General features: G+C 44.2%; 13 protein-coding genes. 2 read left to right on the forward strand and 11 right to left on the reverse strand.

Annotation, left to right across the window (positions count from 1 at the left end; translation table 11 throughout):
• The first annotated feature begins 92 nt into the window (after nt 1-92).
• Both T359_RS0117775 and T359_RS21935 read left to right on the forward strand, forming a co-directional pair.
• The gene (locus T359_RS0117775; RefSeq protein ID WP_026518555.1) at nt 93-1,367 is read left to right on the forward strand and encodes an SLC13 family permease; all 1,275 of its coding nucleotides are present in this window, start codon (nt 93-95) and stop codon (nt 1,365-1,367) included.
• Nucleotides 1,368-1,539: 172 nt separating this feature from the next.
• Entirely contained in the window at nt 1,540-4,029 is a 2,490-nt protein-coding gene (locus T359_RS21935) for an EAL domain-containing protein (RefSeq protein ID WP_026518556.1), read from the forward strand.
• 61 nt (nt 4,030-4,090) lie between these two features.
• Here T359_RS21935 and T359_RS0117785 read toward each other — a convergent pair whose 3' ends face one another.
• The 11 genes from T359_RS0117785 to T359_RS0117835 form a co-directional block, all read right to left on the reverse strand.
• Nucleotides 4,091-5,077 carry a DUF3048 domain-containing protein gene (locus T359_RS0117785; RefSeq protein ID WP_026518557.1) on the reverse strand — a complete coding sequence of 329 codons (987 nt, stop codon included), beginning with the start codon at nt 5,075-5,077 and terminating at the stop codon, nt 4,091-4,093.
• Nucleotides 5,078-5,106: 29 nt separating this feature from the next.
• Nucleotides 5,107-5,673, reverse strand: coding sequence for a hypothetical protein (locus T359_RS0117790; protein ID WP_026518558.1), 567 nt, complete (start codon nt 5,671-5,673; stop codon nt 5,107-5,109).
• A 34-nt stretch (nt 5,674-5,707) separates the two neighbouring features.
• The gene (locus T359_RS0117795; protein ID WP_026518559.1) at nt 5,708-6,802 is read right to left on the reverse strand and encodes a radical SAM protein; all 1,095 of its coding nucleotides are present in this window, start codon (nt 6,800-6,802) and stop codon (nt 5,708-5,710) included.
• Between the two features lie 3 nt (nt 6,803-6,805).
• Nucleotides 6,806-7,369 carry a DUF3990 domain-containing protein gene (locus tag T359_RS0117800; protein ID WP_026518560.1) on the reverse strand — a complete coding sequence of 188 codons (564 nt, stop codon included), beginning with the start codon at nt 7,367-7,369 and terminating at the stop codon, nt 6,806-6,808.
• A 276-nt stretch (nt 7,370-7,645) separates the two neighbouring features.
• Nucleotides 7,646-8,596, reverse strand: coding sequence for an ORF6N domain-containing protein (locus T359_RS0117805; protein ID WP_035784903.1), 951 nt, complete (start codon nt 8,594-8,596; stop codon nt 7,646-7,648).
• 132 nt (nt 8,597-8,728) lie between these two features.
• Nucleotides 8,729-9,037, reverse strand: coding sequence for a hypothetical protein (locus tag T359_RS23150; RefSeq protein WP_242839128.1), 309 nt, complete (start codon nt 9,035-9,037; stop codon nt 8,729-8,731).
• 175 nt (nt 9,038-9,212) lie between these two features.
• Entirely contained in the window at nt 9,213-9,419 is a 207-nt protein-coding gene (locus T359_RS0117815) for a hypothetical protein (protein WP_026518562.1), read from the reverse strand.
• A gap of 267 nt (nt 9,420-9,686) precedes the next feature.
• A complete protein-coding gene (locus tag T359_RS0117820; protein WP_026518563.1) occupies nt 9,687-10,100 on the reverse strand; it encodes a flavodoxin family protein in 414 nt (137 codons plus the stop codon).
• Nucleotides 10,101-10,222: 122 nt separating this feature from the next.
• Nucleotides 10,223-10,939 (reverse strand): sulfite exporter TauE/SafE family protein, encoded by a 717-nt coding sequence (locus tag T359_RS0117825; RefSeq protein WP_026518564.1) that lies wholly within the window; start codon nt 10,937-10,939, stop codon nt 10,223-10,225.
• A gap of 141 nt (nt 10,940-11,080) precedes the next feature.
• Nucleotides 11,081-13,438, reverse strand: a complete 2,358-nt coding sequence (locus T359_RS0117830) for a glycoside hydrolase family 31 protein (protein ID WP_026518565.1) — start codon at nt 13,436-13,438, stop codon at nt 11,081-11,083.
• 19 nt (nt 13,439-13,457) lie between these two features.
• On the reverse strand, nt 13,458-15,038 hold the full coding sequence (locus T359_RS0117835) for a hypothetical protein (protein ID WP_197027123.1): 1,581 nt from the start codon (nt 15,036-15,038) through the stop codon (nt 13,458-13,460).
• Nucleotides 15,039-15,058 lie beyond the last annotated feature (20 nt).

Consider the following 15,058-nt stretch of genomic DNA (forward strand, 5'->3'; position numbering starts at 1 on the left):
CGTTCCCCGGACATGTTATAGATAACGAGACTTTTACTGCATTTAATGGCAGTAGTAGTCTCTTTTTTTCTGCCGGAAAGGAAAAACACATAATGAAAACACTAGCAATTATCTTATTTGTCGGCATGTACGTAGGGCTGATAATGTTCCCCAAGCGAAGGGCGCTTATAGCACTGGCTGTGGCTGCAATCTTCGTCGTAACAGGCATCCTGCCTTACACCAAGGTTCTTGGCGTCGTTGACTGGAACGTGCTTCTGATGATCTTCGGAACACTGCTTCTCGTGGACTATTTCATAGAATCCAAGATGCCAAACCTTATCGCGGAGAAACTTCTGGATCTTGCCCCCAATGTAATGTGGGTAACAATCTTCATGTCACTGTTCTCCGGTATTATCTCAGCCTTCATCGACAACGTGGCAACTCTTCTTATGGTAGCCCCTGTTGGACTTGCAATCTGTAAAAAGCTTAAGATCAATCCGGTTCCCATGATCATTTCAATCGCCGTATCCTCCAACCTTCAGGGTGCAGCTACACTGGTTGGTGACACCACCTCCATCATGCTGGCAGCCAAGGCCTATGCGGATATGGACTTCATGGATTTCTTCTGGATGGACGGACGTCTCGGTATCTTCTTTGCAGTTGAGCTTGGTGCTCTTCTCACAGTGCCCATCATGATGATACTCTTCAGAAAGGACAAGGAGCCTGTTACTTCCACTGAGAAGACCGTTATTACCGACTATGTTCCCACTATTATGATGGTGGCTCACGTAGTGCTTCTCATGGCTGCTTCCTTTATTCCAGATAAGCCTGAGATCACCAACGGTGTGATCTGCTTTGTATGCAGCCTTATCGGTATGGTCTGGGAATACTTTAAGGATCACGACTTTGATCGCATCAAGAGAGTTGTTAAGAACCTGGACTACGATACAATCCTTCTTCTTACAGCGCTGTTCATGGTTATCGGTGGTATCACAGAGGTTGGTCTTGTAGACGACCTTGCAGATCTCATCGTAACAACCGGCGGCAATAACCTCTTTGCCCTGTTTACCATTGTAGTTTGGGGCTCGGTTCTTATATCCGCATTTATTGACAATATCCCTTATGTAGCTACTATGCTTCCTGTTCTTAAGGGTGTTACATTAGCTCTTGGCGTTAATCCTTGTCTCTTATACTTCGGTCTTCTCTGCGGAGCTACCCTTGGCGGTAACATCACTCCCGTAGGTGCCAGCTGCAACATCGCAGGTGTCGGAATGCTGAGAAAAGAGGGCTACGAGGTAAGCTTTAAGGACTTTGCCCGCATCGGTATTCCCTTTACCCTTGCAGCAGTTATCGGTTCTTACGTATTCCTCTGGGCACTGTGGAGATAACTTAACTTAATAAAAAGGTTTCAAAAGCCATTTGAGATAGTTTCTCAAATGGCTTTTTTACTGCAAATATTTCTAATAGAGTATTTATATTGTGATAATTTTTTTTTAATATTTCATTGATATAATAATACTAGATATTTGCAACCTTTTTTCAAAGGACAGGAACCCGTAAATGAACGACCTCACCAATAAAGAAGCGATATACGAATACGTAATATCTCATATTGATGATGCCATAGCCAATGAATGGATCAAAGTATACTTCCAGCCCGTTATAAGAGCTATAACGGGACAACTGTGCAGTGCTGAAGCTCTGGCCAGGTGGATTGATCCCGAAGTAGGGTTCCTTGCTCCCGACAAGTTCATTGGTGCCCTGGAAGACAGCAAACAGATCTACAAGCTGGACTGCTTTATGGTAGATTGTACCTGCAAAACTATTGCTGATCATCTTGAAAAGGGATATACGGTCTGTCCTGTTTCCGTCAATTTCTCCCGTCTCGATTTCCTTATGTGCGACATGCTGGAAGTGGTTGAAACTGCTGTGGCCAAATATAATATTCCCAGAGATTATCTTCATTTTGAGGTCACAGAGAGTATGATCGCCCAGGATGAAGACCTGATGAAGGATGTTATCGACCGCTTCAGGACCAGAGGATACGAGATCTGGATGGACGATTTTGGCAGTGGCTACTCTTCTCTTACTCTGTTAAAAGATTACTCCTTCGACCTTCTGAAGCTTGATATGCGCTTTTTGTCTACAATGACGGAGAAATCCAAGGAAATCCTCCGTTCTACCATCAGTATGGCCAAAAAGATAGGTATCAAGACCTTAAGTGAAGGTGTAGAAACCTTAGAACAGGTGGAATTCCTTACATCCATCGGCTGTGGCAAGCTTCAGGGCTATTACTACGGAAAGCCCCAGCCTCTGAGGGATATGGTGACCAATCTGTCGGAAAAAGGCATAACTATTGAAGAAAGAAACTGGCGCCATTACTATGAAGCAGCCAGCATAAACGTAATAGATGTTGAGACTCCCCTTCAGATACTGGAATATGATGGTGAAAACTTCCGTACACTGTTTATCAATGAAGGCTACAAACAGCAGATTTCCATTAGATGCGACGATATCGAGTGGCTGGATAGAAGGCTCTACGGTCCTGAATCTCATCTTATGGGCAAATTCCGTAAGTTTGCAGAAAAATGTATTAAGAGTAAAAGTATAGAAAACTTCTACTTCACTGAAAAAGGAAACTATTACTTCATGAAAGCCCTCTGCATAGCTGAAAATGAAGGAAAATATCTGTTCAAATGCAGAGTTACCAATGTTTCCATGGATCAGAACACCAAAGAGTCCGAACGACTGGATTTCCGCCTGAGATCGCTGAATAATCTCTTTGAGGTTGTTCTTCTTATGAATGTTAAGAACAATTCCGTATTTCCTCTTCTGGGCGGATTTACATACATGAATGATAATGCCATCAAATCAATGACCAGCAAAGAAGCTGCCGAGTCCTTTGGCAGCAGGTTTATCTTCCCTTCTGAGCAGGAAGATTTCATGGCATTTATGGACTTTGACACTATCCAGGACAGGCTGAAAAAATCCGGCCGTCCCTTTGTGGAAATGCCCTTCAGGGTAAAGCAGACAGATGGCTCCTACCAGTGGCGCCAGATTTCGCTGATGCCTATACCCGGAACCAGCGAAAATGAATATCTGTATGCCATTAACCAGCTATGCGACGAGATCTCAGAAGCATTGGATAACACCTGCTATCTCAACTTTGAAAGCGGCGCCGCTGGTCTGGATGAAGTTACCATAGAATATGCCAGAATATGGCAGAATCTCCTTAGCAGCTCCTCCATGAAGTTCTTCTGGAAAGACACTCAGCGTAGATTCAGAGGTGTCAGCAAGTCCTTCCTGGAGTTCTATGAGATCAAATCCCTTGATGACATCATCGGAAAGACTGATGAAGAAATGCACTGGCACGTGGATGACGGTCCCTACCAGGGCGATGAGCTGGACGTTATAGGCAAGGGCAAAAACGTTGTCAACGCCCGCGGACAGTGTATCGTAAACGGCGTAGTCCACAATATTATATGTAATAAGATGCCCATTTATGACAAGGGCAAGATCATTGGTCTTGTGGGCAATTTCGCTGATGTAGATCAGGAAATATACCGTGTAAACAAGCTTCTTAGTCCATCCAAGCTTGATAACATGACAAGGCTCATGAATAACAAATTCTTCCTGAATGCCATGGTGGATTATGCGATGCAGTACAATGATGCCGGCAGGAACTACGGCTATATCATGCTTCATAATGCCAACCAGAAGCGTATTGAGGAAACCTATGGCAGTAAATACGGTGTTAAGGTCATCAGGGAAATCGGTGAAAAAATCATCGAAGTCATCGGCCAGCGCGCAGTGGCGTCCCGTACCAAGGAAGCATATTTCGGTATCATTATATACATTGATTCAAAGGAAAAGCTGCAGGCTCTGACCCATGAGCTCAAGGAAAATGTGGAATCCATCAATCAAGTAGACGGCAAGAGTGTTACCATCAAGTGCACCGCAGCCTGCCTCCTTCGAACCGAAGAACGTGTAAAGGATGAAACCATCTATCAGATGACCATGGATATGCTAGATCAGCAGGAAGAATCATAAGAAAATAAAAAATATGGCTATCGAACCGGTAATCTCAGGTTCGATAGCCTTTTTTATTGTCTTAATTAATTATCAGCTGTCCCCAGGTGTCTGAAGGAACAATTCCCACATAGGTCTTGCCTCTGTTAACTGAGATCTCAGCTCCCGCTGCATTGTAATAATGTGTCATGCCTGTCTCACTGGCCTTTTTCCAGGTAATAGGTATTGCCTTACCGTTGGTGATGTAATAGCCGTTTCCGGTTCCGATTACGTTGTAGGTCAGGTATCCGTTGGGATCAAGCTGTGTAAAGGATACGTTCTGAAGGATAACGTTCTTGAAGGTAAGAACCTGGCTGTCCTCAGCGTCCTGGTGTAATAAGCCGTACTCAAAGTAATCGTAGGTTCTGGTAGCAGCATTATATGCAAGCTTACTACTATTGTGAACAAAGATGTTGGCAAGATCCACGTTATTTGCTACCTGCTCGCTGGCAAGATCTGTGTCTGCTGCATTGAACAGGAAGTGGCTTCCTCTCTCCGGAGGATTGGTATAGGTGGTTGCAAGCTTTGCCTTGGCAAATCTGTTAACCAGCTCTGAGCCGTATACATACTCTGTAAATTCCCTGGGCTTGCCGTTCTTTACTCTGGTGAAACCGCCGCTGATATGGGCTGCATAGGGCTGTGCCAGATAAGTATTGATGTAAAAAGGTCCACCGTCATGGATAAGTACAGCGTTGAACTCATCTGATAAAATAACATTAGTTGTTCTTACACTGCGGATGCTTCCTGTCTGTCCAAGGTTCGCCCAGTCCTTATAAAGACACATGAATCTGGTGATACGACCATTGGCTGTGCTGTTCATCATCTCGTAGACAATATCAGCCTCAGCAGTTCCATAGTGCTTAAGTGCAATCTTCTCATTGTCCACCATAATGGCTACAGGTCTCTGATTGACGATCTCGTCTCTTACCTCCAGACCTGTAAGTTCGTTGGTTCCTGCATAAGCAGTGGTTGGCGCTGAAAGAACACATAATATCCCACAGGCCACAGCAAATACTTTTCTTAATTTCATACCTTCCCCCTTGTTGTGGTTTTTATAGTTTAATCTTTTTTAAACTCTGTCTCTACGGTATCTTCTCTCTTCTCTTTTTTGTCCATAAGGTAGCCGATAACAATACCGATGACGATTCCGGCAATTGTTCCCACCCAGAGATTGGAAATAACGATACCGATCATAAATCCTGCCACAAGGCCTACAAACACATAAACTCCGGTCCAGGCAGTCTTCTGTTTTTTCATGGAATAATAGACATCACCGTCCTTGGTCTGACGGCGAACATAGCCGGCCCTCTCAAGGCCCCGCACGCGATGTTCGTCCTCATACCTGCAAACGGTGCTGATTTCGCTGATATTATTGAATCTGAATACGAATCTTGCAATCTCGTATAAGATCTCAGCAGAATATTTAGATTTCTCGTAGTTTTTATCGAGGTCTAAAGTGATTTTGACCTCGTCACGAAAATTGGCATTCTCAAAAAAGAAAGAGCCAATCTTATTATGATCCCCATTTTTAAGTGTTACAGTCCATTCTTCTTCCCAAAGCTTCTCCTGGTTGCCCGGCTGAATGAAAAAATGTCTGGTCTCAAGCGGAAAATTTAACTCACCCACTTTTTTAACCTCCCCATATACAAGTAGCTATATTTTAGCCTATATTGAGAAGCTCTTCAACCTGATTTCGCTTTTCATAAAGGACACAGCCGCCCTTGTGGTCGTCCTTAAGTACATCTCCCCTCTGAAGTTCCAGGAAAAGCCTTGATTTCATTGCATCTCTGAGGGATGTCTCCTTAACATTTATGTCTGAATAAGGAGAAAATGGGCAGGGCTCAGCTCCGCCGTGAGAATTGATATGAAAGAACCCTCTTCCTGCAGCAATGCAGCCGCCGGAGCTCTTCTCATCTCCCGGGAAGGAAACAAATACCATCTCAGGGTGCTCAGCGCGAAGGCGCATGATCTCAGCCTTGAGGTAATCTCTGTCCTCATCCTGGGGTGCAAGGTGCTCTGAATCCTCACTTACAGGTACAAACTCAACAAAGATAACAGCCTTACAGCCTTTTTCAGAGAGCATGCTGATAAAGCTCTCGGAGGATACCTCTTTGATATTCTCGGTGGTTACTGTTACTGATGAGCCGAAAATAAGGCCCCTTTTCTTGAGCTCGTCCATATTTGAAACAAGCTTGTCGTAAACGCCCTCTCCACGTCTATGGTCGGTGGCGTCCTTACCGCCTTCTATACTCATAATAGGAATAAGGTTTCTGCACTTATCGAAATCATCAAAATACTTCTCGGTCATATATGTTCCGTTGGTGAAGATAGGGAACAAAATAGAGGGCTTCTTGCCTGCTGCCTCTATAACTCCTTTTCTTAAAAGGGGCTCGCCACCGGCCAAAAGGATGAAGCTGACACCCAGTTCCTCTGCCTCGTTAAAGATATTGCTCCACTCCTCATCGGTGAGCTGATTAACAGGCTCTGAGTCCTCAGTGGCGCTGTTGCATCTTGAATAGCAGCCTGCACAGTGAAGGTTGCAGCTGCTGGTGATGCTGGCAATAAGAAACGGAGGCACATGCTCGCCCTTTTCCTCAAGCTGCTTACGCTTGGAAGAAGCAACCTTACTTGCCAGGGCAAATTTTGCCATATAGGCACTCTCCTTGGGGTTCTTCAGGGTTGCTCTGATGGCATCTGAAACAACTCGCTCTACTCCCTTTGTCATATATTCCTGAATGTCGAATTCCTTGGTCATAACTTATTCCTCTTTTTCAAATCCTTCCATAACTTCAGCGAATTTCAGAAGATACTCCTCCTGATCCGCTGCGACTTTCTTACTATTTTCGATGATCATTTCCTGTGAAAGCTTATCCGCAGAAATGAATTTAAGATGCTGCGCTGCTCTTTCACTCTTTATCACGATCTGTCTGTACTGGGGGCCTATACAAAGAAGCCGAAGCGCCTCTTCATCAGATAAAAAACCGCTGGTCATTATGCCCATAGTATCAAATATAGTATCGTTCGCTATGGGGCCAAAAATTATATCAAAATTATTAAATTTATCCGGCATTGACCTTCTGTTGGAAAAAACATAGCTGAACCACTCCCGGTCCCTGTCAAAATACTTGATATTAAGCCCTGTTTCATCCAGCTCATAGGAGTTGACGATAATATCCGCTCCCGTCTTCTCCCTGACCCAGCGCCCTGCAAACTCAGCGCTGTCCGACAGATAAAAGCCCTGACCAAAATCAGCATTGGTGCGCCCATAGTGAATATCCGGGCTGGGTATCTCTAAATAGCCTCCGTGAAATAATTTCATCATATGATCACCTTACACAAAATATCTGGTTACCCGATCATTATACCACATTTTTCATTTATAGCAATTATATTTTGTGCAATCTTTCTTTAATATATTTATCTTTTTATACAATAGGTAATTGCGAAACTCGCCGTGCGCGTTCGCAATCTTGAATTTAAACAAGGAAGAATTCATGCAGAGCATGTTCTACTGTTCTTATCGGATTATCGTGTTATCAAGACACATAAAAAGCAGCAGACCGTTTTATTGATCTACTGCTCTATGCGCATTTAGCAATTATTTTATTTTTTTGAGCCTGTTGATAAGGTCATTTGCCATATCATTATCCTGTATCAGTGTGATTCCGAAACACTTCTTACCGGCATCCTTTATTGATGCACCGATGTGGTAAACGGTCTTTCCATCAACAACAAGAAATCTGTCATGAAATGCATTAGTGTATTTCACTGTAAGATTTGGATATTGAGCATTGAAATTGCTTATATCTGTCTGGCTCAGCTTAGTCTTTGGAAAAGTATAAACATTGACGTTAACACCTTTCTTTTTCTTTGCCAGAATATTTAACGTCACAACATCAACATAGCCATCCACAAGATCAATTGTCTTACCAGCCTTCTTTATAAGCGAAACTATAAGGCTAAATGCATCATAAATCTGACCGTCATAGAAAATTTTCTGCTCTGATTCCGCATGATCCGCGATATACTCAAATACTTCATCAAGCTTCTCTTCGGTTTTCTTCTGAAACTCTAATTGCTTAAGTTCTACCGCACTTATCCTTTCAAAAAGCATAGCGTTATTTGCCATGAACCTTCGCATTTCAACAAATGCATCCATGATTCGTATACTGACTTTAATTGCTACTTCACTATTCAAAACTGCTGAAAGCATAGCAATTCCCTGTTCTGTGAACACGTAAGGCAAATATCTACGTCCACCATACTCCTCACTTGAGGTCGCAAATTGCGACCTCAAGTTATCATATTCTTCTTTGGTCAGCTGAAAACAGAATGTCTCTGGAAATCTTTCAATATTCCTCTTAACACGCTCATTAAGACGCTTTGTCTCAACTTGATACATGTCTGCCAAATCGCTATCAAGCATGATCTGCTGATTCCTGACAGTATAAATCATGTTCTGAATGTCTGTGTTATTTTTCAGTTCGGTATTGTTGTTCTGAGTTGTAATAGCTGTATCTTTATGTGTTTTTGCCTTCTTAGCTGCCATCTAATGCATCTCCCAACTTTCATAAACTTGAGGTCGCAATTTGCGACCTCAAGTGGCTGCGACCTCAAGTCTATTAGACTATAACACAGTGAAAATACATTTACAATAATACAAAAAGCAAAAGTGCCGTATTTATGCGGCTTTTGGCGTTTCGCAAACGCCTATCTTAGTCACATAGCCCTTATGATCATTGTTATATTTTACATTCCAGTTCTTGGCTATTTCAGTCGCATATTTCTCATTTAAAACCGGGTAAAAAATAGGCTGTTCCGGAAGCCTTGGCGGAAATTTCTTATAACCACTGTCAGCAATAAGCTGCAGTTCTTTTGTTCCTACAGGTCTGTATAAGATCATCGAATTTTTCTCCTTTGTTCCTTTAACACCAAGCTTTATGCCATATATGTGGTAAGGAATTTCCAATCCAATTTCTCGTAGTAACATGATGCTCTTCTTTCCTTTACTTGGTATTAGTTATTGAAATTGGCATTCCAAAATGGAATTCTCCAACATCTTCCATGCTTTCGGAAGCTTATTCCTTACGAATTTCGCATAGGAGCAGTCCGGCGTTTCCAGCATGTTCTTTTCTCTCATAGTATCAGTAACCATCCTTTATCGTCTATGTCAGTGGATTATTCTTACAGTTCTTGCAGACCTCCCTGGCAACGTCAATATCTTCCACTTCCGAAAGTTCTTTCAACGCTCCCGGCTTAATACACCGTCCAGCTATCATGCTCATGTCATAGCACATTCCGTAATCTATCGTCTTCTTAAAGACCGGGCACTCTACGTCAGGATAAAAAGGCTCTGTATCTTCTAACATCATTAGCATTCTCCCCCAATTTAGTATTCTATCTGAACATCATAGTAATCCTGCCATATATAGCGGCAGATGTATCACTCCATCCTTTTCCATTAAAGAGCACTTTTCCCATCGTCTATTTTTTTCCATTCAATCATTTTACTATATATTTTTCTGTTAAGATCCATGGTTACAGCCTCCAATTATAACTCACTCACGAAAGGGCACTTTGTTTCTCTTTTATTGTAGCAAAAACAGGCCGGATTCCATAGGAATCCGGCCTGTTTTGTGTCATGCCTCCTTGATGCTTTTAGCAAATTTTACTGCCTCTTTTATATCATCGTCATTGGGTCTGCCCTTGTGGATTCCCTTGAATTCACCCTTGCAGTGGAATTCCTTGTCGAGCATGGGAATTCCTACCTTGTCAGCCTCAGCCTTAACCTTCTTGTAGGTTGAGTTAAGCATGGCTGCAGATCCGAAGTTGACAATCTTACCAACTTTATTCTTATCCAAAGAACCGATAAAGGACTTAACCTCAGGATCTATATTGAATGCGTAATAGGAATTGCCAAGGAACAGGTAATCCACCTTATCTTCAACCGGGGAGCTGATGGGAAGTGCCTCCACGCCTAACTCTTTGGCTACTGCCTCCGCGAGGCGCTTGGTGTTTCCTGTCTTTGTATAGTATCTTACTGCAAATGTCATGGTCTTGTCCTCCTTTTTCTTGTGGTATATGAATGACTTTTGACACCTATATCATTATATTTTACACAATTTAATTTTATATTTGCATTATTCCATATAATAATTTCTTCGTCAAGAGAAAGTTAACTATTCTTTGAAATTAAGATAATTCCGGAGATTATAAGAAGGACTATAACAAGGTGCTTGGCAAGCTTCTCATCCAGTATGGATGCACTTTTTATCCCAAGAAAAAGGCCTATCAGTGCCACCGGAAGAAGGATCAGCGCCTGCTTTATACCATCAAAGGTGATAACCCCTAGAACCGAATAAAGAATGATTCTAAAGGTGTTATCTGCAATAAATACTGCGCTGATATTTCCCTTGAACTCTTTGCTGTTATCGGTAGTTCTTCCGATGTAGGCTGCAAGAAGCGCTCCCACGCCGAAAAGTCCGCACAGAACTCCCGATACAATTCCAATAATTGCCAGAACCAGCCTGGATTCCTTGTATTTCTTGGTGCTTTTTTCTCTGAGAAACATTTCCAGCGCCAGAAGAATAACCACCACGCCAAAAACTATTTTGATGGACTTAACATCCACGTTCTTAAGAAGCAATGCTCCGGGGATGCTTCCAAGAAGCACCAGCACCGCAAGGGGGATAAATACCTCTTTCTTAAGAGATTTTCTGTTTTTCCAGGTGAGAATAAGATTGGAGGGATATCCCAGCATAAGCTCCACCGGTGATATCGCCACATTATTCTCTCCAAATCCCAATATTGATGTAAACACCAGGGTGTTGGCAAAGCCGCACAGCCCCTTTACAAAAAACGCGGCCAAAGTCGCTATTATCCATAAAACCATATCGTTTCGCCTCTAATTAACCGCCTATCTGCTTCCTGCGCTCCACATAGCCCTGATAAAGGCCTTGCTTTTAACATTGTAATATCATAGCACAAAAGAGCCCCGGTGAACCGGGGCTCCCAATAATCATGGAAAAAATAATTAGAAAAGTTCAGATAATGCGTCCTTAAGGGACTCAGAGACATCCAAAGAACGGATATAGCCGATTTTATCTGTGATGTTTTCATCCTGGAGAGTTCTATACAGCCTCTCCTTAAGATCGTAGCTTATCTCGCAGCGCTTAAGGAATCTGTACAGCTCGTCATATCTCTTCATACCACAGAGCTCTACATCATCAATAACCACCGTTGTCTTTTTGGCAGTATCATAATTAATTCCAAGTACACAGGCCTGACGTTTCTCTGCATCATAGCTGTATCCCTTAACAGCCTCAACGCCGCAAAGCACCAGATTTATGCTCCGAGACTCAGGAATATCCATAATATCCCCGGTTACAGGCAGAATCTCGACAGTAAGCCTCTTTTCCCCGGCGTCATACTTCTGGGTGATCTTAGTAAAGCTTCCGGAATTATCAAGATACGCATTGCTGATTCCGTCGTCCTCAAAGAGCTCATACTCACCGTCAGCGCCAACACCCAGGAAAATATTAAGCTCCGAAGGATGTATGGTTATTATGCCCGCAGCGCCGGTACTTACATCGCCGCTGCCGGTATCCGTCACATCTCCGCCGTCCATGGGCACAATGCCTCCGGCCTTGATAAGCACAGGAATGCTCTCTATGGAGCGGTACAGGTTCATGATCTTCTCACCTTCATAGACATTGCCGTTGAAGATATCTATCCATCTTCCCTCAGGAATAAAGGCATGTACCCTGCCCATCTGCAGCTCATCACTGTTCTTCTCGGTAATAGGAAAAGCTATAAGCTCAGAGCCGAAATAATATCCGTTTCTTGCCTCATATGCTCCGTTGCTGTCAGGAGAATCATAGTACAAAGGCCTTATTATAGGAATATCCTTACTCCAGGCCTTGTAATTCTCCGTGTAGAGATAAGGAATCATGGCGTGCCTTAATCTCATGAAATCCCCGATAACAGATCTCATGGGCTCAGGCTGATTCCAGGGCTCCTTGAAAAAGAATGGATTGCAGGAGCTGTGAAGTCTCATAATAGGTGAGAAAACGCCGTACTGTATCCATCTGCAGGTTCTCTCGGTGTCCTCTTCCCCATGCATGTGGCCGCCTATATCGTGGCTCCACCAGCCATAGCCTACATTTGATGAGGTCGCTGTAAAAAAGGGCTGTATAGAAAGGCTGGTCCAGGTGGCATAGGTGTCTCCCGAGAATCCCACAGGATATCTGTGGCTTCCAAGGCCCGCATATCTTGAGAAGATCATGGCTCTTTTGCCCCGGCGAAGCTGATCAAGGTAGTGGTAATGGTTCAGGATCCACAGGGGGTCCACGCTTCCCTGCTTTGCCTTGGTGCCCTGCTGCCAGTCTATCCACCAGAAGTCGACGCCCTCATCCTCATAGGGGTGCATGACCTCTTCAAAATAGGCATCCACGAACTTCGGATCCATCAGGTCAAAGCTGACAGGCTCCTCATTCTCTGTATCAACGCCCATTCTGGAGGCCACTCTCTCATAGCACTCCTCGAATGCCCTGATTCCGTCTGCAGGATGGAGGTTCAGGGTTACAGCCTTTCCCCTCTTTTTTAATTCCGCAAGGAACCTCCTGTAATCCGGAAAATAATCCTTATTCCAGGTATATCCGGTCCAGCCGCTTCCATACTTCTCATCTATTTCAGTGAGATGCCAGTCCATATCTATAACCGCCACGGAAACAGGGATCTGCTCCTGCCTGAATCTGTCCATCAGGGCAAGATAGCTCTCCTCCGTATATTTCTCATACTTGCTCCACCAGTTGCCAAGGGCATATCTGGGTATCATGGGAGTCTTGCCGCAGAGATGGTAAAAGTCTCCGAGCGCTCTGTAAAAGTCCTTGCCATAGCCCCAGAAGTAGATATCCTCCTCGGGATGGCGCCTGTCGATTATCTCCTCTCCCACCAGCTCGCAGCTGTCTCCGTCTGCAAACCAGGAATAGCCCTGCCTGGAAAAAAGTCCTTTTCCATAGAGCACTATTCCGTCGGTCTCATCCAGGGTTCTCACGGTTCCGAAGAGATTCCAGCCGTTTTCCCCAAAGGTCCATTTGACATTTTCCTCCAGAAGCTCGATGGTAAGCCCTCTGGGAGTGAATTCCTTCTTATCATAGGTAACCTTAAGGCGCTTTGTGGAAAATTCCAGTACCTCATCATCCCTTATAACAGAAAAATCAACCCTGGGAAAATTCCTGTTAAGCACTGTCTGTGTCGCATTATCCGTAAAATGTCCGTCCTTTTCGTATTCAAGACGGAGCAGGCTATCCGTCAGAATACTGATGCGATAACCTGCCCCCTGAATAATATTTTCCTGCGGACAAACGGGATCAAATCTAAATGTCTGCATTTATTATCCTCTTAATCTATTACTTGTTTGCCTGATAGGTGCTGTAAGCATCCTGCTGGATCTTGATGAAGTCGTTGTAGCCCATGGCCTCAAGAGTCTTCATGTACTCATCCCACTGTGCATCAGCGCCGCCCTCGGTTACCCATGTAGCCTGAGTGGCTGTTACATAAGCGTCGATATCTGTGAAAAGAGTTGCCAGGGTGTTCAGCTGGTCATTGGTGTAACTTACGTTGGGATATGCTTCCTTTGCATATTTACCAAGTTCCTTATCAAGGGCAAGCTTGGAAGCATCGCCGTTTTCAGCAGCATAATTTACCTTGTCGTTGAAGCCCTCTGCCACATACTTAGGTCCGAAGTCACGAAGGGACTGGATCCATGCAAAAGTATCTGCAGAATTGCCGTCGTTTGGCTCAAGAACTGTATAAGTTCCTGTTGCCTCATCCTTCTCGATGCCTACTCCAAAAGAGCCATAGAAGTTCTGGATTGAAGCATCATCTGTGTAGAACTTGTCTACCCAGGAAAGAAGCTTGCCGGGTTCCTTGCACTTGCTGGTTACAACGAACTCGTATCTTGAATAGTTCCAGTGCTCAGGGTCTGATGAGATGTACTGAACTCCGTCAGGGCCTGCAAGAGCAGGAAGTGCCACATACTCACCGGCGTTGGCGCCAAAGGTGGAATCTGCTGTCCAGCCTGCAGCAGCGCCTACAATGGGAGTCTCATTCATAAGCTTCGCATCGCGCATGGAGGAATCCTCAGTAAAGAGCTCAGGATCAATAAGGCCCTTCTCGAAGCACTCGTGCATCCACTCTACGCCCTTTTTATAGCCCTCTGTTGTGGGAAGGTATACAGGAGTTCCGTCCTGGATAGCCATCATATAGGTTCCGTCAGCTCCGATGGTAGTTCCGAAGGGAAGGCAGAAGAACATTACTGAATCCGCATAGCCCTGTCCGAAGGGAATCTCATCATTGGGGTCTCCGTTGCCGTTGGCATCATTATTCTTGAAGGCTGTAAGGCACTCCTCGAATTCCTTGTAGGTTGTAGGAACCTCAAGTCCCAGGTTATCAAGCCACTTTTTATTGATGAACATCTGGTTAGCTACAGTAGGTCTGCAGGGCTTCTTGGAGGGAAGTCCGTAGATATGGCCGTCTGCTGATGTTGCAAGGGCCTTCATAGTTGGATCCTTCTCCATGACAGCCTTGAAATTGGGCATATACTCATCAATATAGTCATCAAGAGCTATAAAAGATCCTGTGTTGGTGAGCACATCTGACTCTGAGAAGCAGATGGAGCCCATGAAGGCATCGGGAAGATCCCCTCCTGCCAGAAGAACCGCTTTTTTATCCGCCCAGTCTGAATTAAGGATAGTGTCCCAGCCGATGGTTATTCCTGTCTCAGCTGCTGCCTTATCCGGAAAACCTGTGTGATAGTCCTCTCCCCAGTCTGCCCAGCGTACAGTTGCTACCTCATAATCGGCATTAGCTGCCTTTGCTGTAGTGCCTTTTGCACTGTCAGCGGAAGCGCCGTTCCCCGCAGCACTGCCACAAGCTGTCAGTAACATCGAAAGTGCCATAACTCCGACAAATAAATTCCTTTTCTGCATTTTCATACTCCTTCTCTATA

Origin of the sequence: Butyrivibrio sp. MC2021 (assembly GCF_000621605.1) — a bacterium.
Lineage (GTDB): Bacteria > Bacillota > Clostridia > Lachnospirales > Lachnospiraceae > Butyrivibrio.